The organism is Paucihalobacter ruber (genome assembly GCF_006494535.1).
Taxonomy (GTDB): Bacteria; Bacteroidota; Bacteroidia; order Flavobacteriales; family Flavobacteriaceae; genus Paucihalobacter; species Paucihalobacter ruber.
This window is the reverse complement of record NZ_VHIQ01000004.1, coordinates 223,566-246,555: the sequence shown is the minus strand read 5'-3', so window position 1 is coordinate 246,555 and position 22,990 is coordinate 223,566. Positions and strand designations below refer to the sequence as shown.

Below are 22,990 nucleotides of genomic sequence, written 5' to 3'. Positions count from 1 at the left end.
GCAGCTGGTGCTTGACCGATTTAGTTTCACAAATAGGTTGAAGTATTAATAGTTCCAGCGAACATTTACAATATTGACCCGTTTTAAAATAACTAGACAAGTTATTAAATAAATCCTATTATAGCGATTCAATTATAATACCGGTCTGCAAACCATGTTTATTAAGGGATTTTTCGTGGGTTACCACGTTATATGTAGTGAGTATTTTTTCACGACAGATTTATTTTACCAAATATTTACAAAGTCCATTAGAGATCTTTGTTTTAAAACAAACTTATTGAACCAGAATTTTTTTAGTAATAACCTGATCGTTGTCTACAAATCGCACAAAATAAAGTCCGCTTTGAAAAGTCCTAACATCCACTTCCTTTTGAAAAGAATAAACCTCATTCTCTTGTCCAATTTGTTCAGTAAACAGAAGTTTTCCCGCTACATCAAACATTTGAATGATTGAAACATTAACAGCGTTATTTAACTGAATATATAAAGTTTCACTTACCGGATTAGGATATACTAAGAAGGCAATATTTGCATCTAAGTCGTTATCTTCAAATACAACACTCTCACATTCTTGATCTACCATTACCATTACCGATGCTTCATCAAAATCAAGTTCATTAAAAACAGTTACGGTATACAATGTGGTTTCTTCTGGAGACACTTCAATACTTTGGGTTGTTTCGCCGGTACTCCATAAATAATCGTCGCCACCGGTTGCCGTTAAAATGGCTGACTCCTCTGCACAAATAGTGATATCTTCTCCGGCATAAGCCTCAACGCGTGGTACCACATTTACAGTAATGGCTTTTTCGTCGTAACAATCGTTAATAAAACCTCTTACTTCATAGGTGGTTGTAACGCTAGGACGCACGGCTATATTAGGCTGAGTTGCACCATTACTCCATTGATAGGTGTTGGCACCCCTTGCAGATAAGGTGATGAAATTACCTTCTAGTACGGTAGCTTCAGCTCCATTAATAACAGTTACATTAGGATTAGGATCAACAAAAACGTTCACACTATCGCTATCCTGATAAGGTCCGTTAAACACAGTAACTGTGTAAATGGTATTAGAGGCCGGACTAACCGTAATGCTTTGCGTGGTGGCGCCTGTACTCCACAAATAGCTGCTACCGCCATTAGCAGTCAATGTTACTTCATAACCTTGACATATACGTTGATCTTCACCTGCAGAGGCCTGTACATTACTTTCAACCACAACAGTTACAGAAGCTGTGCTAAAGCAATTATTAATAAATCCGGTAACCTCGTAAGTGGTAGTAGTTTCAGGTTGAACCGTAATACTATTTGAATTTGAACCATTATTCCAAGAATAACTTTCGGCACCTGAAACTGTAAGTGTAGTTGACTGTCCGTAAACAATGTTAGTACTACCCGTTATTTGTAATTCAGGTTGGGCGGTAACACTTACTGTAACCTGGTCGGTGCTAGAGCAGCCGTTATCGGCAACTTCAACTGAATAAGTGGTTGTTTGGTTAGGACTTACATTAATGCTTTGCGTGGTCGCACCGTTGCTCCACAAGTAGCTACTCCCGCCGGAAGCCGTAAGTGTTACGCTGTCACCGGCACAAATACTTTGGTCTTCGCCGGCATTGGCAGTTGGTATTGGGTTGACTGTAACTTCAACTTCGGCAGTGTCAAAATTGCCATAATCATCACTAACTTCTACGCTATACTGTGTAGTAGCATTAGGACTAACAGTTATACTGGCAGTTGTTTCACCGTTATTCCACAAGAAATTAGTACCACCTTCAACAGTAATCGTAGTGCTTTCTCTTTGACAAATGGTAGTTGTTCCGTTGATAACAGCCGTAATCGGACCGGCTATAAATACCGTTACTTCATCTTCAGCGCTACAGCCATCGGTAGTTCCTGTTACTATATAGGTAGTGGTTTCGGTTGGACTCACGGTTATGCTTTCGCCGGTTTCGCCTGTATTCCAGATATAAGAAGTCGCTCCGCTCGCTGTTAAATTAACAGATTGAGTGATACCAATGGTTACGTCGTTGCCGGCATTAACCGGCGGTGCAGGATTAATAGTTACAGTCACCTCATCAGAACTAGAGCAGCCGTTTTCGGTAACTTCAACTGAATAAGTGGTTGTTTGGTTAGGACTTACATTAATGCTTTGCGTGGTCGCACCGTTGCTCCACAAGTAGCTACTCCCGCCGGAAGCCGTAAGTGTTACGCTGTCACCGGCACAAATACTTTGGTCTTCGCCGGCATTGGCAGTTGGTATTGGGTTGACTGTAACTTCAACTTCGGCAGTGTCAAAATTGCCATAATCATCACTAACTTCTACGCTATACTGTGTAGTAGCATTAGGACTAACAGTTATACTGGCAGTTGTTTCACCGTTATTCCACAAGAAATTAGTACCACCTTCAACAGTAATCGTAGTGCTTTCTCCTTGACAAATGGTAGTTGTTCCGTTGATAACAGCCGTAATCGGACCGGCTATAAATACCGTTACTTCATCTTCAGCGCTACAGCCATCGGTAGTTCCTGTTACTATATAGGTAGTGGTTTCGGTTGAACTCACGGTTATGCTTTCGCCGGTTTCGCCTGTATTCCAGATATAAGAAGTCGCTCCGCTCGCTGTTAAATTAACAGATTGAGTGATACCAATGGTTACGTCGTTGCCGGCATTAACCGGTGGTGCAGGATTAATAGTTACAGTCACCTCATCAGAACTAGAGCAGCCGTTTTCCGTAACTTCTACTGTATAAGTGGTAGTTTGGTTTGGAGTAACCGTAATACTTTGCGTGGTGGCGCCATTGCTCCACAAGTAGCTACTCCCGCCGGAAGCTGTGAGTGTAATGCTTTCGCCGGCACAAATACTCTGGTCTTCGCCGGCATTGGCTGTTGGTATTGGGTTCATCGTTACAGTAACTTCGGCGGTGTCTGATTGCTCATAGTCGTCAGTTACTGTTACCATGTAGGTGGTGGTTTCTTCCGGGCTAACTGTAATGCTGGCGGTTGTTTCACCTGTGCTCCACAAATAACCCGTTCCACCTTCAACAGTAAGTGTGGTGCTGTCTCCCTGGCAAATGGAAGTTGTTCCGTTGATAACAGCCGTAATCGGACCGGCTATAAATACCGTTACTTCATCTTCAGCGCTACAGCCATCGGTAGTTCCCGTTACTACATAGGTAGTAGTTTCGGTTGGACTCACGGTTATGCTTTCGCCGGTTTCGCCTGTATTCCAGGTATAAGAAGTTGCTCCGCTCGCAGTTAAATTAACAGATTGAGTGATACCAATGGTTACGTCGTTGCCGGCATTAACCGGTGGTGCAGGATTAATAGTTACAGTCACCTCATCAGAACTAGAGCAGCCGTTTTCCGTAACTTCTACTGTATAAGTGGTAGTTTGGTTTGGAGTAACCGTAATACTTTGCGTGGTGGTGCCATTGCTCCACAAGTAGCTACTCCCGCCGGAAGCCGTAAGTGTTACGCTGTCACCGGCACAAATGCTCTGGTCTTCGCCGGCATTGGCGGTTGGTATTGGGTTCACCGTTACAGTAACTTCGGCGGTGTCTGATTGCTCATAGTCGTCAGTTACTGTTACCATGTAGGTGGTGGTTTCTTCCGGGCTTACGGTAATTGTTGCAGTTGTTTCACCTGTGCTCCACAAATAACCCGTTCCACCGGTTGCAGTGAGTGTTGCGGATTCACCTTCGCAAATTTGTTGGTCATCACCTGCGCTCGCCTGGAGCGCTTCCGGAAAAACCCTTATCTCGGCTGTATCTTTAAAACCACCATCATTAGCAGTAAAAGTTATAAAAACAACACCCGGTGAAACCGGCGTCACCAAACCATTGCCATCTACCGTGGCAATACTTTCATTACTGCTTTTCCACGTACCTGTTTGATTGGTAGCATTTGATGGCGTAAAGGTAGCGGTAAGCGCTATGGTATTGGGGATTTGAATTTCTGCGGTGTTTGGGGTTACGGCGATGCTTTCGAGGGCGATGGCATTGGTATCTCTATCTACCATGTTAAGGTACTCCTCCAACCAAGTATAGCCACTAGGCGCTATATCATTATGGTCTTGACCTGCTGGAACGTTGGCCTGGAACCATATTTCTGGGATGTGTGGGTTGGAGATGTAGAAGTTGGAGGGTCTTGTATTAGTAGTTATAGGATCTAATGAAACATTTGAAATATCAAATGCCGGCGGGAATACGTTATTTATTATATTTTCTAAAAATTCGGCATCATGAGTATCTAAATTAGAACTTACACTACCATCTGCATTTAGTCTTGCATTACAGCCACTATCATAAGGTAATATTGATTTTAATTCACTTGCTGGAAGTATTGTCTGCGAAACTCCCCTAATAGGATAAGCTGTATTTACAAAAAAACTCGAAGGTAGTTGTTCTCCGTACCTGTCACCAACAAAATATTTCCATGATAAAGTATTATCACTATTCATTTGGTCAACACTATATGTTAGTGACCCTGAATTTATATTCGTTTCATATATTAGATTACCGCTTGTATATATTTTAGGATTAAAACCTCTGCCATCAACCCATAAATTTAATGTTCTATCCCAAATTGGAAAAGGCCCTACATATATAGCATTATTTATATGATTTAAATTCATGTCTCCACCTCCATTTGTAAATCTACCATCATTCCGCCACGTTAAGTTGTTTATGACATCAAATGAATTATTTGGCCCATGATTACCAGAAACATTTGGCACTCTATATCTTGTATTATAAAATATATTTCTAATAAAAGTCATGTCACCGGTTAATCGATATGTAGGTTGCATCACATCTTTACCTACTATTGCACCTTTATCGGTTTCTGAAAATAAGCAGTTTTGTATTGTTACTTTATCAAACTGATCAGGATTATCGCCTTGTGGTATCCATGTAGGCATTGTTTTACCAAACCCAAAAGACACGTGGTCAACTATAATATCAACATTATTTCCTACTCCTGAAAAGGAAGCAGAACCTATATCATCTCCAGAATGAGGAACCCAATCTGCTTGAAAACCACCTTTAAATCTGATATGGCGCATTATATAATTTGTGACTCCTGAAAAGTAAACTCTTCCACCTGCTATAGTTATTCCGCCCTCAGGGGCTGTTTGTCCTGCTAAAGTAAAATTACTATTTACCCCACTTAGGTACAAAAACTTATTTATATTGATTACCCCACTAACATCAAAAACTATAATTCTCGGAACTGTCATTGATAAAGCTTCTCTAAGACTTCCTGCTCCACTATCATTAAGATTTGTAACATGTACTACTATACCACCCCTACCACCTGTTGTATATGCACCAGCCCCAACTGCTGTTGGAAATGCAATTTGTTGAGCAAAGGAGAGTTGCCAAGAAAAAACAAACAAAAAAAGGAAAAGAGTTTTAAAATCTAACAATGTAGGTATAGTGAAATTTCTCATAAGTGTTTAAAGTTTCGCATAATTTGGGGTTGATGCAATATTTGTGCTGGCCAATTTAAAAAATTAAAAATAAATATAACGTTTAAATTCATATATATTCGATAATCAGGTATTATAATGTAAGAAAATAATTATATTTTGATGCTATTAATAACAATCAACTGTATTATTTAAGCTCTAAGCTCATGTATTTGACGATAAAAAGCACAAACTTACGGTTGAAATACGCAATAAAGCTGAATTCAGATTTTTTTATTCAAAACTTTAACAGATCTCAGAATAAGACTACAACATATATAATGCAAGTCAGCTGTAAATTCAAAACAACTTTTATATAGTCCTTCCTAATTGACATAACTCACAAAGAATTCTTTATATATTTGATACTTAACAGCCCTTAAAGATGAAAAAATGACATTCATCGTAAAAAAACCTTCTATTGTCCAGATTGTTATGTATCAATAGAAAAATAAACAATCTTTGCTTGGGATTTATAATTAAAATCATCTGTCAAATTATAAATCCTTAAAAAGTATATACCATTAAAAAGATTATATTTATTTGTGTTTAATTTAGCTTAAAATCAAAATTTACCGATAGTACCCAAATCAAAAACATGAACTTTTTAATTTCTATTATAGTACCGGTATACAACGTGGATAATTTTATTGAACGTTGTATTTTATCTTTAATTCATCAGACTTATCAACATCTGGAGATTATCTTAATTAATGATGGTTCAACTGACAATAGTGGCAGTTTATGTGATAAATACGCAAAAATAGATCAACGTATCCAAGTTTTTCATATTTCAAACGGTGGGTCAAGTATTGCAAGAAATTATGGACTAAAGGTGTGTAAAGGTGATTATATAGGGTTTGTGGATAGTGATGATTGGATAGACCCAAAAATGTTTGAGTTATTGCTGAAGTACGGGGTAAATCAATCACTCAAAGTTATTGAATGTAGTTCTATTGATTCTAATAATTATACTGATAATCATTTAAACCATAATTTAAAAAAAGCCATAATTGAAGATAAAAACACTTTTTTAGAACGCGTCATAAGTCATAAAAGATTTGCAGTATGGAGAAGATTATATCACCGCAGTGTTTTAACCAATAGATTTTTTATTGAACATATTCTGCATCAAGACGTTTATTATACCATTGATGTACTCACATCCGTCAATGAAATTGGTTTTATCGATTCGCCGCTGTACATCTATAATGTTGAAAATCGAAATAGTGTTATTAGAAGTGAATACTCATTAAAAAAATTAAATTCAATCAATGCAGCTTATTATGTTTTAGAACAAACAAAGCCATACCATGTGCGCATACAAAATGCAGCCAAGAAATACCTTTTTAATTTTTTAAATTCACATTACAATTCTCTTTTCGATCATCATGAATTGGATCCCGAATTTTATCATAGAAAAAAAATTAAAAAGTCACTTGGTAAAAATTTGAGTTTTAAAAATTTTGATTTTTATAGCTTTATGATTGTGATTTTACCATTTACCTTCTATCAAACATTCTTGCGTATAAATCGAAGACGTATATCATTCAAACAGAAACTATTTTATAAGTATTAAGATGTCTAGAGTTAACCATGCCCTAAAGAACATGAAGTTTAGTATGTCTTTTTACCTTCTGTTCTTGATTTTACAATTTGTTTCCAGAAAATTATTCTTAGATAATTTGGGAGATGAATTCATGGGGCTATCCGGTACTTTAAGAAGTTTTTTGGGATTTTTAAATTTGGCAGAACTCGGTATTGGTGCCGCAGTGGGCTATAGCCTATACAGACCCATTTTTAATAAGGAACACGGCCGAATCAACGAATTAATTGGCCTTTTTGGTCACCTATATAAAAAAATAGGCCTATTTATTTTAACGGCCGGAATAATATTATCATTCTTTTTTCCATTAATTTTTGATTCTCTTGGTGCATCGTTATGGGTGGTTTACTACACTTACTATACGTTTTTGTTTGGTATGTGTTTAAATTTTTTCTTTAATTATCATGTTATTTTGCTTCAGGCAGATCAAAAAGATTACGTCATTACATCCACTTCGCAATCCATTAATCTTCTAAAAATTCTTCTTCAATGTATTGTGGTTTATTGTTTTCAAAGTATTTATGGCTGGATAACCTTAGAGTTAGTTTTCTATTTAACCAATAGTTACTTTTTAAGATCAAAAGTTAAACATATTTATCCTTGGCTGAATATTAATCAAAGAACCAATAAATCGATATTAAAAACGAATCCTGAAATTATAAAAAAAGTAAAACAGATTTCTGTTCACAAATTAGGCGCTTTTGTAACAGGCGGAACAGATCAAATTTTGATTTTTATATTTATTAGTGTTGAAAGCGTCGCGTTTTTTGGTAATTATGAAATGGTTTTTAGCAGATTACTGCAACTTGTAAATACCACATTTTCCGGAACGGCAGCGGGGATCGGCAATCTTGTGGCGGAAAATAACAAGAAAAACATTACTAAGGTGTTTTGGGAGATGATGTCTCTGAGATTTTATATTGGCGGCATCGCTGTAATTGTTTTGTACTTTATAACAGAACCTTTTATAATAGTTTGGCTTGGTGACAAGTATCTTTTGAGTAAATATGTGTTACTCCTTTTTCTTATCAATATGTTCATAATGCAAATAAGAATCCCCGTGGATCATTTTAAAGATGCCTATGGATTGTTTCAAGACGTTTGGGCACCTGTTGTTCAAAGTTTAATTAACCTTACAATGTCAATGATTTTGCTTCATTATTTTGATTTGGCGGGAATATTAATGGGCACTACTATAGCCTTTTCTTTAGTGATTTTAATATGGCGACCCTATTATTTATTTAAATATGGATTTAATATTAAACTATGGTATTACTGGAAACATTTTTTTGTTCTCGTATTTACTTCTGTTTTGGCTTTTGTATTATGCAATAAAATTCAAGCGTTTATAGTTTTAAAAGACATTACCATTTTTAATTTGATATATTACGCATTAAAAATTCTGATTATTGTACTTATGGTATACACGCCGATAATTTATATTTTTAGTTCCGGGTTTAGAAATGTTTCTAAAAGAATTTTAGGTCTTGTTAAAATAAGAAAATGAAAATAGATTTTATAATATCAGCTTTAAGTAGTGGGGGTGCTGAAAGAGTTGCTGCAATTGTAGCGAATAGTTTGGCTAAAAATTATGAGCACGAAATATCGGTTATAACTTTTTACGAAGAAAAAGAAGAAGATTATCATCTTGATCCGGCTATTAAAAGAATAAAGCTAAGTAACCCTAAATTTGTTCCAAATCCTGCTCTTAAAAATATGTTTGGTTTAATTAAGTATTACAAATTTAAAGAAAATAGACCCGACATTATAATATCTTTTATCACACTTACAAATCTGATTTCTATTATCGTTGCTAAATTATTTTCAATAAAAATTATTGCACAAGAGCATAACTCGCATTTAAGATATATGGAAGGTAGAAAAAAGATTTCAAATTTCACTAAAAAACACGTCTATAAAATGGCAAATGTTGTTACTTTATTGACATCTTTTGATATTGAATTTTATAATAAACATGGAGTCAATACTTATGTCATGCCTAATCCTTGTAGTTTTACCCCAATTATTGATAATAAACATAAAAGAGAAAAATCAATTTTGGCAGTAGGTAATTTAACTCGCTTCCACCATAAAGGATTTGACAATTTAATTAAACTAATTGCTCCCATACTGAAAAAAAATCCTGATTGGAAATTAAAAATTGCTGGCACTGGAGATGGAGATGTTGGATTAAATTATTTAAAACAGCTAGCTAAAGAAAATCATATTTTGGATAAAATTGAATTTATTGGGTTTATAAAAAATATCGCCGAGGTCATGATCCAATCATCCATTTTTATCTTGCCTTCTCGGTTCGAAGGACTACCCATGGTTTTGTTAGAGGCTATGTCTCAAGGTATGGCGTGTATCGCTTACGACTGTAAGACCGGTCCGTCAGATATTATTGAACATAATATTAATGGTTTACTAATTGAAGATCAAAACATGATTAAAATGCAACATGCTTTGAATGAACTTATTATTAATGAAAGTTTAAGACAAAAACTTTCGGAAAATGGTATAAAATCACTTGATAAATATCATATTTCGAATATTACAAAGCGCTATGAAAATCTAATTTTAAAAATAGTCAATAATTCATGAACAAATTTATACCCATAATTTGCTTTTATGTACCTCTCGTGATTAGTTGTCTTAATATATTAGGGTTAATTTCTAAATTTATTTCACCAGATAGAGCTCAATTAGTAGCTTACTTAAATCTTGTGCTTATCATAATTGGATCTTTATTATTTCAAAAAAAAATAAAAACCTTATCGAGTACTAATCAATTATGGTTTGTATTCTATATTTTATATTATTGTTTTGGATTATTAGCAACGGGCTTGTATGGTTTTCAAACATCTATAATCGCCACCTTTGTTCCTGTAATTTATTTCATAGGTTTTAATATTTTATTAAGCGATAAAGATCAATTAAAAATTTTCTTGCAAGTTGTAACAGTTTGTTTTGTTATTTCATCTTTTGTTACGATTATATTTCTAAAACTCAACTTCAACATTTATACAGGCGAAGTGCTTCGTGGATGGGATCTTGATCGTGCTGGAGGTCTTAACGGTGATCCTAATGCAGCAGCCTACACGAGTATTTTTGCATACATATTATTTAATCAATTATATCAACCTTCAAAATTTGTATTTCGATTACTCAAAACTATAATTTTAATTACAATAGTTTACAGTTTAATATTAACATTTTCTACCACTGGTTTATTCGTGTTTACCCTCGTTTTTTTTATATTAAATTACAAATTTTTTACTGGTTTAAAACTTATTTTATTGGCTTGTGCTATCCCATTATTCTACTTTGGAGTTTTTGCTCTTCAGTCTCAATCTCAAAATTTAGATTTATCGAAAGCACAAACAGCTAAAGTTAACAATCTATTTAATTTAATGACTTTAAATTTTGAAGAAGTTGACAATTCCGGACGTGGAGAGTTATTAGAACAAGGTCTCTATTACCTTTATAAAAATCCAATTCTTGGTAATGGCATCGATTTTTCTGTAGCCATGAGAACACATAATACTTATGCAGGTGTCTGGATAGATGCAGGCATCTTTACTTTTCTGTTTTTTATTTTTATGTTGTTTTCTTACCTTTTTAAAACATTTACTTTAAAACCTCGACTACGCTCTTTTTCTATGTCAATTCTGGTAGTATTATATTTATTTATGATAAGTTTACAAAGTGTAATAAATCAACCTAATTTAATAATTTTCTTTGTTTTGGTTGGTTATTTAATTGATTACAGTAAGTCGGATCAATCCTTTAACTCATTAGAAACATCAAAATCATTAAATTAAAATTATTGAATAGTTATACTTAAATTTTTTATCATCAATTAAACGAATAAATTAGCCTTAACTGAAAATAGTATAAATTGAAAACACAAGAAAATCATGAATTTTATTGACTATTTACCAACGTTAAAAAACGAAAACATTACTAAAAATTTCAAGTATAAATTTACAGTTTTTACGCCAGTATATAACAGAGAAAGTACTATACATAGAGTTTTTAATTCTTTGAACAAGCAAACTTTTAAGGACTTTGAGTTGATTTTAATTAATGATGGGTCGACGGATAGTTCCCACGAAGTTATATTAGAACTTTTAAAAACCGCTAGTTTTAAGGTTAACTATATAAACAATTCTGAAAACCAACATAAAATGGCTTGCTACTTCCAAGCCATTGATTTAGCTCAAGGCAAATTCTTAATTATACTAGATTCAGATGATGAATGTGTAGAAAATGCATTAAATATTTTTAATGAGACATATAATTCCATACCTAAAAACAAAAGAGAGATTATCAGCGGAATTACTTCGTTATGTATGGATGTTTCAGGACAACTGATTGGTGAAAAATTTCCAGAACATCATTATTACAGTAACACATTCAGAAAAAATATTTATTTTCCTAATTCGGGAGAAAGATGGGGATTTACAAAAACTGAAATTTTGAAGAGGATAAAAATAAATCCTAATATGTTTTCGAGAGGTTTAATTCCTGAAGGTCTAATTTGGGAGTTTATATCAAGCCAAGGTTATGAAACTTTGTATATCAATGAAATATTAAGGATATATCATACCGATACGAGCAACAGATTATCCAATATAAATCATAAAAAAAATTCTTTTGGTGTTGCTGTGTATTCAATATCTGTTATTAATTGGTTTTCAGGAGATTATATTTTTAAAAAACCAAAATATTTTTTAAAACGAACTTATACCCTTTTAAGAGCAGCAAATTATTTAAATTATAAAAAACAGGACTATCTGCGTGCAATCCCAAATAAAGGTTTAAAAAAAATTTTTGAGATTGGGTGGCATTTTAAACATTTGTTTTGATAAAATGTTTTAAGAATAATTCGTCCGACGGAATAACTATTCTAATTAAGTGATGCATGGTAGTTTAAGTAGGTCTTTAATCTATAAATTGAAACATGAAAGAAATAATTAAATCAGATTTATTTCGTTACGGTGGTTTGACGAAAATTTCTAGAGGAAAAAGAAATCCAGGTTTTAAGTATATGTATTATTTACGTAAAGCATCTCAGTATAAAAGATTTTCGTTATTAGGAATTTACTTTGGTTTTATTGTAAAAAGACTTAGTTATAAATATGGATTTCAAATTCCGATTACAACTTCAATCGGAGAAGGTTTTTATATTGGACATTTTGGTACTATAGTAATTAATCAAGATGTTAAAATTGGAAAAAATTGCAATATAGCTCATCTAACAACTATTGGACGGGCAAATAGAGGTATTCATAAAGGCTGCCCCACTATTGGAGATAAAGTTTGGATTGGAACCGGATCTGTAATAGTAGGTAAAATAAATATTGGAAATAATGTTCTAATAGCACCAAACTCATTTGTAAATATGGACATACCCAATAACTCATTAGTTATGGGCAATCCGGCTAAAATTATATTTAAAGAAAACCCGACAGAAGGTTATATTAATAACATTTTATGATGATAAAAATTAAAAAATTTAGGCCTGCTATCTCAAATATTGACTAGTAAGAAAGATATATGGAGTCAAATAAAATTAATATTGCGTTCATCTTACCTAATCTACTTCCCGGCGGAGCCGAGCGTGTTATTTCATTTATTGCTCAAAATTTAAATCCTAAAAAGTTTAATTCAACCTTAATCATTATGGGGTTTTCAAAAGATGCTTCGTATGATATAAGGAATATTAATGTCGTGTTTTTTGAAAAACAGCGTGTATCCAAAGGCGCATTTTCATTGGTTAAGTTTCTCAAAAAAAACAAACTAGATATCGTTGTCTCTGCAAATGACCATCTCAATACTTTAATTGCTTATGTTTCACTTCTATTTCCAACAGTTAAGTTTATATCAAGAGAAGTTACCATACAATCTTCAATGGTAGAAATGTTTTCCCAGCGTAAGCACTCGTTTAATCTTTTGTCATATTTATCTAGAAATCGCTACAATTATTTTGACAAAATAATTTGTCAATCTCAAGACATGCTTCAGGACCTCAAAAAAAGAAATAATATAAAAAATGATAAATTAATCGTTATTAACAACCCCATTTCCAATAATTTTAAAGTTAAAAATAAGCACCAAGATAATGAAATTAAGCAATTTGTCACAGTTGGTAGGCTCAGTAAAGAAAAAGGGCATGCACGATTATTATCTGTGTTATCTAAAATAAATTATCCTTTTCATTACACAATAATTGGGGATGGTCCTGAAAAAGAAAATATCTATAATTTAACTCTTAAACATGGATTAAGTAGTAAAATTACGCATGTAAATTTCACAAATGAAGTTCATAAATATCTTGCAAAAAGTGACTTGTTTTTACAAGGGTCTTTTTATGAAGGTTTCCCTAATTCATTGATGGAAAGTTGTGCTGTTGGGACCCCTGTTTTAGCCTTTAATGTTCCTGGTGGCACGAAAGAGATTATAAAAAATGGAATTAATGGCTACATGGTTGATTCTGAGGAAGACTTTTTAGAAAAAATGAACAACTTAAAACATTGGAATTCAATTGATGTAAGTAAATCCGTAACGGAAAGATTTAATAAGTCACGTATAATCGAGGAATATGAAGATTTATTTAAAAATATTTTAAAACAAACACAAAAATGAAATTAGGAATATTCATGTACTCCTTATCAGGAGGAGGAGCAGAAAGACAATTTATATATATTGTATCTTATTGTATCAAGCATGATATAGATGTTTGTTTCATTTTGATGAATTCAACTATAAAATATGATTTACCTGAGGATGTGAAAATTTACTATTTGGAAAAATCAAACTTTAATGAGAGTGGCATTCTAAAAGCGGCAAAAATTCCTTTACTAGCATACAAATATTCAAGACTAATTAAAAAGCTAAAGGTAACACATAGCATTAGCCTTCTTTCGAGACCAAATTTTATTAACATAATTGCTCGAACTTTTACAAACTACCGTTTTAAACTAATAATAAATGAACTAGCTTATCCTAGTTTAGAATACAGTTATAAAAATTTTCAATCGACTTTTAACAAATTAATGATACGTTTTTTCTTTAAAAAAGCAGATTTAATAATTTGTAATTCCAATGGTAATCAAATGGATTTGATAAATAATTTCAAGGTACCTGCTAATAAAACAGCTGTTGTTAATAATCCGATTGATTTAGATAAAATACACAATATTGCAGCCATTAAGGGTTTCTTTTTAAAAAATCACTTTAATATGATAACTATTGGCCGGCTTGATCGTGGTAAGAATCATTCCTTACTCATAAATGCTTTATCAAAATTGAACAATCCAAAATTAAAATTATATATTTTTGGTGAAGGTGTTTTGCGCGACGAACTTGAAGCTCTTATAGATAAATTAAAGTTACAAAATCAAGTGTTTTTAATGGGCTTTGATTCAAACCCATTTAAATATCTTAAAGGTGCAGATTTATTTGTTTTTGGCTCTAATCATGAAGGTTTTCCTAATGTTGTTTTAGAAGCCATGGCATCTGGCTTACCTATTTTAACTACAAATTGCAAATCCGGACCTAGTGAAATTATGAATTTAGTTGAAAAGAAAGAAGATCTTATGATTACTGATTACGGAATTTTGGTACCCGTTATGAATGTTGAATTAATGTCAAAAGGTATGAGTTATTTTATTGAAAATATAAATTATTTAAATACTAGTAAAATTAATGTTTTAGAACGGGTTAAAATTTATGAAAAGGACAGAATATTAGAAAAATATATTCAAACAATAAAAAGTGTAAATTAACTCTTATTAATGCCTGCAATATGTGCGGAATAAACGGAATCATAACCAAAAGTCAAGAGAACAAAATTTTGTTAGCCGGACAATTATCTCATATGAATAACTTGATTATTCACAGAGGACCAGATGATGATGGTGTTTATACTCATAAACAAGATGATTTTGCAGTTGGAATGGCCATGCGTCGATTATCTATTATAGATTTAAGTACAGGTAAACAACCGATTTATTCTGATGACAAGCAGATTGTGATTGTCTTCAATGGTGAAATATATAACTACCGCGAACTTAAAGCAGAGTTGGAAATTAAAGGGGTTACTTTTAAAACAACAAGTGACACAGAAGTTATATTAAAACTATATGAGCAACAAGGTGTTAATGCATTTAAACGATTAGATGGCATGTTTGCCTTTAGCATCCATGATAGGCACAAAAATAAGGTTTTTATTGCTAGAGATTTTTTTGGAGAAAAGCCATTGTACTATACAAAAACAACAACAGATTTTATTTTTGGTTCTGAATTAAAGTCAATACTTAATTATTTACCGAGTAAACCAGACATTTGTAAAGAAGGTTTAAATCTTTTTTTTAGACTTACCTACATACCTGCACCCTATTCGATCTATAAAGATATTTTTAAATTACCTAGTAATCACTATATAGCCTTTGACTTAAATACCCATTCTTACCAAATTGAACTTATTGAAAAACAACCACCTATTGTAAAACAAGACATCAGTTTTCAAGATGCCAAAAAACAAATCTATGATAAAGTTTTACAAAGCGTTGAATCCAGATCAATTGCAGATGTATCGTTAGGTACTTTTTTATCCGGTGGTGTAGATTCTTCTGTGGTAACCCACTGCTTAGCTGAAATTTCAGATGGAAAAATTGAAACATTTTCAATTGGTTTCGAAAAAAAGGGATATAATGAAACTGATAAATCAAAAATCGTCGCGCAATTAGTTAATAGTAATCATCACGAATTTATCGTTAAGGAAACTGATTTTAAAGAAAATTTAGACGATATCCTCTTAAATTTTGATGAACCATTTGCAGATTCTTCGGCATTACCTACCTACTTGGTTTCTAAACTCGCCAGTGATTATGTAAAAGTGGCCCTCACCGGTGATGGTGGTGATGAAGTTTTTGGGGGTTATAATAAATATTATATGGGGAAACTTAATGGTAAGTATACCAATATTGTTCCCAAAAGTTTACACTCGCAAATTTTAAAATTGTCTGATGGGTTACTCAGCACGAAAGATGATAATCGCGGTAAGCGTTTTAAGCTTAATAGACTTCTAAAGGCTTTTAATTATGACGGAAATCAATATTGGAATATTATTTCTTTGGCTTTTACAGACCAAGAAAAAATGGAATTATTAAAGGGGGATATTTTAATAGATGATACTTTTGCTGAGATGAAAGAAAAGTACAATCAACACAATCCAAAAACGCTCACAGATTTTAGACAAGTTGATAAAAATATAAGTCTTGAAGGTGATATGTTGGTTAAAGTCGATAGAACCAGCATGTTAAACTCTTTAGAATGTAGAGCACCATTTTTAAACAAAGATTTATGGAACTTCACCAATTCGTTGCCTGAGGATTATTTAATGAAAGGTTGGAATAAAAAGTACATTTTAAAGGAAGCATTTGCACATAAGTTCCCCAAAGATTTTTTAAATAAATCTAAGCAAGGTTTTGGTGTTCCTGTTGGTGATTGGTTGAGATCTAGTTTAAGACGAGAATTAGAATCATTTATTGAACCTAAATTTTTAGAAACTCAAAAAATTTTTAATAGTATTTATATTAATACTCTGGTTAAAAACCATATAGCAGGCAAAGAAGATAATAGTTTAAGGGTTTGGTCTTTTTACGTATTTCAAAAGTGGTATTTAAATACATTTTCGGTTTTATAAGAAAAAATGAAGAAAATAATTCGAATTACAACAGTACCAGGTTCTTTGAAAGTACTACTGAAGGATCAGCTTAAATTTATTAATAAATATTACCACGTTATAGGAGTTTCCAGTTCTGGTCAATTACTATCAGAGGTTCAAAAGGCAGAAGGTATCGATGTTTTTGCGATTGATATGACAAGAACTATTTCTCCCTTGAAAGATTTGAAGGCATTATACCAACTCTATCAATTTTTAAGACGAGAAAAACCATTCATAGTACATACCCACACGCCAAAAGCAGGAACTTTGGGTATGTTAGCAGCAAAATTAGCAGGTGTACCAAACAGACTGCACACCATAGCAGGATTACCTTTATTAGAAGCTACCGGCCTAAAACGTCAACTACTTAATCTTGTTGAAAAAATTACTTATGCATCGGCAACTTTGGTGCTTCCAAATTCTTTTGCTCTTAAAGATATTATTATCAATTCGAAATTTTGTAATGCCAAAAAATTAAGAGTAATTGGCAACGGTAGCTCCAATGGCATAAATACTGACCATTATGACAAAAAACAGGTTGATGAATCAATCCAAATTAAACTAAGAAAATCACTCGATATCAAAGCAGATGATACGGTATTTATATTTATTGGACGAATTGTTAAGGATAAAGGTATTAACGAACTGGTTAGAGCGTTCGATAATCTCTGTTATAATCAATCAAATATAAAATTACTTATTTTAGGAGAAGAAGAAAAAAATCTTGACCCTATTGCCATCGATACAGCAAGAATCATAAATCAAAATTTAAATATTCATACAACAGGTCATGTTCATGACATAAGACCCTATCTTGCCATTAGTGACATATTTACATTTCCTAGCTATAGAGAAGGCTTCCCCAACGTTGTACTTCAGGCAAGTTGTATGGAATTGCCATGTATTGTATCAAACATTAATGGTTGTAACGAAATTATTATACATGATTTTAACGGATTGATTATTCCGGTGAAAAATACTGAATCATTAGAACAAGGCATGCTAAAGTTGCTTCACGACAAAAATAAAAGAGAAGAACTTTCTAAAAATGCCAGACCCAATATTATTAAAAAATACAAAAGAGAAGTTATATGGGAAGAGCTATTAGAACTTTATAATTCTTTTAAATAGTTTTCATTTATTAATAAAATTACAGGTTACTACTATTAAAATGTTCTAAGCTTTTATCTATTAGCTCTTGCTTATTCGAGAAGCTTAACAAATCAGTATTAATTAATTCGTTTAAAAGCCTTGTAAACTGCTGTGCTCCCTTATAATTTACATGATGAAAGTCTAAATAATAACTATTGGGAAAAGACATGTCGTTAAAATCTAATAAATCAACATCACTAAATTGCGATTTTAGTACATTTTGAAAAACAGGTTCGTTTATCAAATCTGCATACAAAGGATGTTGCGGGCTTCTCAAGAGAAAAACTTCTACTTTATTTTCACGACATAAATCTATCATCTTTCTTAAATAGGTCAAATTGGTTGTTGACAAAGACTGGCTTTTAGATATCGTGCTGTTAAATCTATTTTTGGCCATCAATTCATTAATTTTGCTTAGCCTTGAATCAGCGTAACTGCCAATCTCATCTGTTAAATAATAGTCTCCATTAATGATTCGATACAAATGTTTTCGGGTTGCAATTGAATAACTCGATATTAAATCGGTTGAATTGTTTTCAAATAAAAGATTAAAGTCTTCAGAACTTAGAAAAGGACTGTAATATTGAAGATAATATGACATTTTTTCAAATCCCCAAATCCAATCGTCCATTACGCTATCTATTTGGCTATTCGAAAATTCTATGAATACAGAATTAATTTGTTTATTTTCTTCTAATACCTTTTTTAGTTTTTGGTAATTGTAAAAATAGGATTCTCCGGAAGCAGATAGGTTAATGCTATTATCGAGTAAAGAATCATCAACTGAACATTCAGAATGAGAATGACCGATGATAAGTTTGGTGATATCTTCATTAATTTTAAAACTCGACTTAGACTTAACAATATATTTAGAGCCTAATACTATAGTTGCTAATACTACAATTGATAAAAGTAGAAATAAGCTTATTTTTTTTATAAAACTCTTCATATTAAAATTGGAAATAAATAAATTCTTGTTCTTTACCAATAAATAAGAATATTAAACAAATTATACCTAAGTAGAATGTAATTCTTAAATTTCTGTTCCATGTTAGTCCTATTCTCTCTAAACCATACTTCGATTCTCTTCCGTGCCACTCAATAAACAATAAAAAAACAATAAGAACAATCACCTCAAAAGCGTGAGTTCTATTTTCAAACATTGGAATAGAGAACAAACTTTTTGAAAACATAATTTTTAAATAATCTATGGCATGCGTGACCGAATCGGCCCTAAAAAACACCCATGCAATCATGGTTAAAAAAAATGTATAACTAATATTAAAAACATCTCTTAAAGTTGGTAAGGAACCACCTTCTCCAACAATACCTAAATTTATTCTATTTTTATTAGCTAATAAGAGCGGAAGAAAGTAAATAGCATTTAAGGCACCCCAAATTATAAAAGTCCAATTAGCTCCGTGCCAGAAACCACTCACTATAAAAATTATAAAAGTATTGCGTACTTTCATCATTTTACCACCTTTACTTCCACCTAAAGGAATGTATAAATAATCTCTAAACCAAGTTGATAGTGAGATATGCCAGCGTCTCCAAAATTCAGCAATATCACGAGAGAAATATGGAAATGCAAAATTTTGTTTTAAATCAAACCCAAATAATCTAGAGGTTCCTATAGCAATATCTGAATAACCTGAAAAATCACCATAAATTTGAAAAGTAAAAAAAACAACTCCAAGAAGTAAACCACTGCCTCCGTAGTCGGAGTGGTTATTAAAAAAATCATTAGCAAAGACCGCACAATTATCTGCAACGACAACCTTTTTAAACATACCCCATAATATTTGACGCAAACCATCTACGGCTTTGTTATGTTCAAATTTACGTTGAGTATAAAACTGAGGTAATAAATTTGTAGCACGCTCTATAGGCCCTGCAACCAACTGCGGAAAGAAACTAACGAAAGCAGAAAAAGCTACAAAATTCTTCGTTGGCTCAAGTTTATTTCTATAAACATCTATGGTATAACTTAAAGTTTGAAAAGTGTAAAAACTAATCCCAACAGGTAAAATGATTTCTAATGAGCTAGCCCGTAATTCGGTTCCAAAAAAAGTAAATGCGGTAATTAAATTATCTAAAAAGAAATTATAATATTTAAAAAATCCAAGAAAACCAAGATTTACCAAGATACTTAACAATAATAAAAGTTTTCTTTTGCTGTTATTATTTTCTTTTGAAAGAGCAATGCCTATGGAATAGTCTAAAACTGTACTGAAGATAATCAAAGATAAAAATCTCCAGTCCCACCATCCATAAAAAACATAACTTGCAACTACAATGAGTATGTTTTGTAGTTTTAAATTCTTTTGGCAAAAAAACCAATATAAGACAAAAACTATTGGAAGGAAAACAGCAAAGTCTATCGAGTTGAAAAGCATAAATAGATTTTTTTATTGATTTGGGTAGGCCATTGATAATTCATTTGGAAATATAATAAAATGAATGATTGTCATCCTAAAAATTGACTAAATTTTAGTTGATATGATAGAAAAATACGTTCTGTAACGACTTGCAAACAAGTCTATATCCATATGATTATAAAACTCTTAAAATTATAACCTTTACACTTCAACTAAAATAATTAAGCCATTTAAATTTATTCCTTAATATGAAATTATGTTTGTAATCATGCAATCTGAAAAGTAATTTATTTTATTTTATGTTCATAGATCGAACATTTTTAAATATCAAAAAACAATAATTCACCTAAACAAATTAAACCGCAACAACACTTTTGGCTTTAAAATTTTAAATCTGATGTAGCGATTTATTTTATAATACCAAAACAATAAATATCCCGGAAAAAAAATAGATAAAAATGAATTTCTATTAAATAACGTCGCTTTAATTTTAACGGCATACTTAAAATATTCTTCCGGCTTTACAATAATTTTTAAAAAAGTTCCTAATGATAGTAAGTTCTGGGGCACGGTGTATTCAATTCCTATTTTTTTCTCTCCTAAATTTTGATAAAATCCCGTGTTTAAAACAGCTAAGAATCTAAGCTTATTTCTTGATTGAAAAAGACCTATTCTAAGCGCTATATTCACTAATTCTGTTGTTAACATTTCATCATTATAACAGATATGTCCGGTAGTTTTTAGTAATGCCTGATATTGTTTAAACATTTCATCTTGATGACGACCTATGTAATGGTCGTATAACCATTTTTCATTTTCTTCATAATGTTCAACAACAAATCCGTTTTCGGTTTTTCTATATTGTACAGAAGTGCCGTGGTTGGCCCCTGCAAATTGCTCATAAAGTTGCCTGTTAGCTTTGAGAATATTTGAATTGTAATCTGTGTATGGTGAAACACTAAATAATAATCCATATCGTTTGGTATCCGGCAACAGCTTATAAATTTCGTTTAAGCCTAAATATAAACCTGTTACTTTAATTTTAGCTTCAAAAAACTTATATAAAGCTTCTTGCATGGTTCCGCCCCAGCCTATATCTATAACATGTATACCCTCACTTTTTATGTCAACATTAAACGAATTTATATAGTCTTTAAAAACGGCACTGTTAGACAGCCTGTGTTGTTCATAGGCATCAAGAAATATGTTGTTTTGCTTTAATTTCGTAAATTGATTGGTATCAAAAAAATGTTGAATTTCTTCATCTACACTAAAGTCTATAGTATTATTTATTTGATTGATGAGCGCTTCATCGAAATTAAAAAACGATAAAAATTCTCTGGTTGTTGTACTTTTATAGTGTTTCCTCAAGTAAGAAAATGGCTCTTCTTCAATGGGTTTTAAGGCGATTTGTATGGAAGCTTGCCTTGATATTTTTAAATAGTGAGTATTAATTACACTGTTATTATCTAACAAATTGGCTTTAACATAAACATCAAAAAGCTTCTTTAAAAATTGGCCTTCCCTTGCTAAAAAAAATAAATTTTTAACCTTGTGAATTCTGCAGTATTTGTAAAGCCGCTCTACGAAGAAATAATAAAAAATGACATACTCTGTATAAGGTAATACTTCACTGTTATGAGCCTTTTTATAAACCTTTTTAATAACCCGTCTAAGCTGTTTTTGATCATTTCCTAAACCTCTTATCTTATTCCGACGAAGATGTACTTGATGCGGTAATAAAAAGGCATTTAGTCCGGCTTCTTTTGCATTTTTAAAATCGCTGCGCTGGTTATCTCCAATCATTAAAACATTTTCGGGATTTATTTGGAGTTCAGACAATAGTTTGTTGTAAATACTGCCTTGATGTTTACTCGACTTTAATTCGGAAGAAACAAAAACATCCTCAAATAGATCAGTAATCCCATGATAATCCAACAATTTAATAAATATTGACTTAGAAGTGTAAAAATCAGAAACGATATAGATCTTTTTTTCTTTGTCTTTACAACTTCTTAAAAAATTAAGGGTAGTTGTATTAATAAACTGTACCTCAGACTCTACTTGAAAGTGAATCAACTCTGCCAAATCTAAAAATCTATCTCTATCAGCATCGCAGGCGAAATTGGAGTTATTAAGTCGCATAAAAACTTCTTCCAAAACGCTGTGATATGGAATTTCATTATCATTCACCATGTATTTATCAGCCAAATGGCTCGTTGCAGCCTTAAAACTAAAATATAAGTCGTCTATTTCTATAGTCCATCCCAACTCTGTTATAATACGTTTAGACCAAATTCTAAGAACGCTGTTTGGATGAACGGTACGGTGCGCAATGGTGTCAAAATAATCAGTAAATACAACATTTACAGTCTCTGTATTAATTTTATTAAATAATTCTTTCATTGAAAACTGCGCAAGAGGTGAATATTGTTGAGAGTTAGAAGATAGTATTTTAAAGGGGGTTAATAAAACTTTTATTGCTCGCTACATTATAATTATCATATTGACTTAAATCTTTGTGTCATGTAAAATCTAAATAACAGACTATTATACAAGATTACTTTATTAATTGAAATTGGTTTTATTTTCTCGATATAAAACTTAATAATTCGATTACCTCAATTGTTAAGGCAAAATAATTGTTT

14 protein-coding genes are annotated in these 22,990 nt (G+C 32.1%); 10 read left to right on the top strand and 4 right to left on the bottom strand.

Annotated features, from left to right (window positions below; translation table 11 throughout):
• Positions 1-274: 274 nt before the first annotated feature.
• Complete coding sequence (locus FJ651_RS09790) at positions 275-5,449, bottom strand: Ig-like domain-containing protein (protein WP_140990336.1); 5,175 nt, start codon at positions 5,447-5,449, stop codon at positions 275-277.
• Between the two features lie 616 nt (positions 5,450-6,065).
• Here FJ651_RS09790 and FJ651_RS09785 point away from each other — a divergent pair.
• The 10 genes from FJ651_RS09785 (at position 6,066) to FJ651_RS09740 (ending at position 17,940) form a co-directional block, all read left to right on the top strand.
• Positions 6,066-7,046, top strand: coding sequence for a glycosyltransferase (locus FJ651_RS09785; RefSeq protein WP_140990335.1), 981 nt, complete (start codon positions 6,066-6,068; stop codon positions 7,044-7,046).
• A gap of 1 nt (position 7,047) precedes the next feature.
• Positions 7,048-8,580 carry a lipopolysaccharide biosynthesis protein gene (locus FJ651_RS09780; RefSeq protein ID WP_140990334.1) on the top strand — a complete coding sequence of 511 codons (1,533 nt, stop codon included), beginning with the start codon at positions 7,048-7,050 and terminating at the stop codon, positions 8,578-8,580.
• A complete protein-coding gene (locus FJ651_RS09775) occupies positions 8,577-9,677 on the top strand; it encodes a glycosyltransferase family 4 protein (protein ID WP_140990333.1) in 1,101 nt (366 codons plus the stop codon). The genes FJ651_RS09780 and FJ651_RS09775 overlap by 4 nt, the downstream gene beginning before the upstream one ends.
• Positions 9,674-10,897, top strand: a complete 1,224-nt coding sequence (locus tag FJ651_RS09770) for an O-antigen ligase family protein (RefSeq protein ID WP_140990332.1) — start codon at positions 9,674-9,676, stop codon at positions 10,895-10,897. Before FJ651_RS09775 ends, FJ651_RS09770 begins: the two co-directional genes overlap by 4 nt.
• A gap of 96 nt (positions 10,898-10,993) precedes the next feature.
• Positions 10,994-11,944, top strand: a complete 951-nt coding sequence (locus FJ651_RS09765; protein ID WP_140990331.1) for a glycosyltransferase family 2 protein — start codon at positions 10,994-10,996, stop codon at positions 11,942-11,944.
• A gap of 95 nt (positions 11,945-12,039) precedes the next feature.
• Complete coding sequence (locus FJ651_RS09760; protein ID WP_140990330.1) at positions 12,040-12,576, top strand: serine O-acetyltransferase; 537 nt, start codon at positions 12,040-12,042, stop codon at positions 12,574-12,576.
• A gap of 59 nt (positions 12,577-12,635) precedes the next feature.
• Positions 12,636-13,724 (top strand): glycosyltransferase, encoded by a 1,089-nt coding sequence (locus FJ651_RS09755; RefSeq protein ID WP_140990329.1) that lies wholly within the window; start codon positions 12,636-12,638, stop codon positions 13,722-13,724.
• A complete protein-coding gene (locus FJ651_RS09750; RefSeq protein ID WP_140990328.1) occupies positions 13,721-14,866 on the top strand; it encodes a glycosyltransferase in 1,146 nt (381 codons plus the stop codon). The genes FJ651_RS09755 and FJ651_RS09750 overlap by 4 nt, the downstream gene beginning before the upstream one ends.
• 20 nt (positions 14,867-14,886) lie before the next feature.
• Positions 14,887-16,788, top strand: coding sequence for an asparagine synthase (glutamine-hydrolyzing) (asnB, locus tag FJ651_RS09745; protein ID WP_140990327.1), 1,902 nt, complete (start codon positions 14,887-14,889; stop codon positions 16,786-16,788).
• Between the two features lie 6 nt (positions 16,789-16,794).
• Entirely contained in the window at positions 16,795-17,940 is a 1,146-nt protein-coding gene (locus FJ651_RS09740; protein ID WP_140990326.1) for a glycosyltransferase family 4 protein, read from the top strand.
• Positions 17,941-17,959: 19 nt separating this feature from the next.
• On the opposite strand, the gene FJ651_RS09735 is transcribed toward FJ651_RS09740, so the two are convergent.
• The 3 genes from FJ651_RS09735 to FJ651_RS09725 form a co-directional block, all read right to left on the bottom strand.
• Positions 17,960-18,910 (bottom strand): hypothetical protein, encoded by a 951-nt coding sequence (locus tag FJ651_RS09735; RefSeq protein WP_140990325.1) that lies wholly within the window; start codon positions 18,908-18,910, stop codon positions 17,960-17,962.
• Position 18,911: 1 nt separating this feature from the next.
• Positions 18,912-20,360: an MBOAT family O-acyltransferase gene (locus FJ651_RS09730; protein WP_140990324.1), complete on the bottom strand. Its 1,449-nt coding sequence runs from the start codon at positions 20,358-20,360 to the stop codon at positions 18,912-18,914.
• Positions 20,361-20,684: 324 nt separating this feature from the next.
• Positions 20,685-22,748 carry an HAD hydrolase-like protein gene (locus tag FJ651_RS09725; protein WP_140990323.1) on the bottom strand — a complete coding sequence of 688 codons (2,064 nt, stop codon included), beginning with the start codon at positions 22,746-22,748 and terminating at the stop codon, positions 20,685-20,687.
• Positions 22,749-22,990: the final 242 nt, after the last annotated feature.